Origin of the sequence: Salmonella sp. NW177 (assembly GCF_051811585.1) — a bacterium.
Taxonomy (GTDB): domain Bacteria; phylum Pseudomonadota; class Gammaproteobacteria; order Enterobacterales; family Enterobacteriaceae; genus Salmonella; species Salmonella enterica.
The window spans coordinates 1-288 of the sequence record NZ_JAMMZV010000037.1 but is presented as its reverse complement, the minus strand read 5'-3'; the positions used below and the strand labels follow the sequence as shown (position 1 = coordinate 288).

Annotated in this window: 1 tRNA gene and 1 other RNA gene; both read left to right on the top strand. The window is 54.9% G+C overall.

What is annotated here, in order from left to right:
- The first annotated feature begins 6 nt into the window (after nt 1-6).
- Nucleotides 7-174, top strand: a non-coding RNA gene (locus NA986_RS24385) — RtT sRNA.
- Nucleotides 175-211: 37 nt separating this feature from the next.
- A tRNA-Val gene (locus NA986_RS24380) sits at nt 212-287 on the top strand.
- Nucleotide 288 lies beyond the last annotated feature (1 nt).

The window sequence follows — 288 nt, the reverse complement described above, 5'->3', positions numbered from 1 at the left end:
GGTCGTTAGCTCAGTTGGTAGAGCAGTTGACTTTTAATCAATTGGTCGCAGGTTCGAATCCTGCACGACCCACCAATCGTTCGGTGGAAACGAGAATAAAGCGTGAAGGATAACGTTGCGTCAGCAACGGCCCGTAGGGCGAGGCGAAGCCGAGTCATCCTGCACGACCCACCGCTAACTTCGGTTAGTCAGTAATATCCAGCGTAGTATCGGGTGATTAGCTCAGCTGGGAGAGCACCTCCCTTACAAGGAGGGGGTCGGCGGTTCGATCCCGTCATCACCCACCAC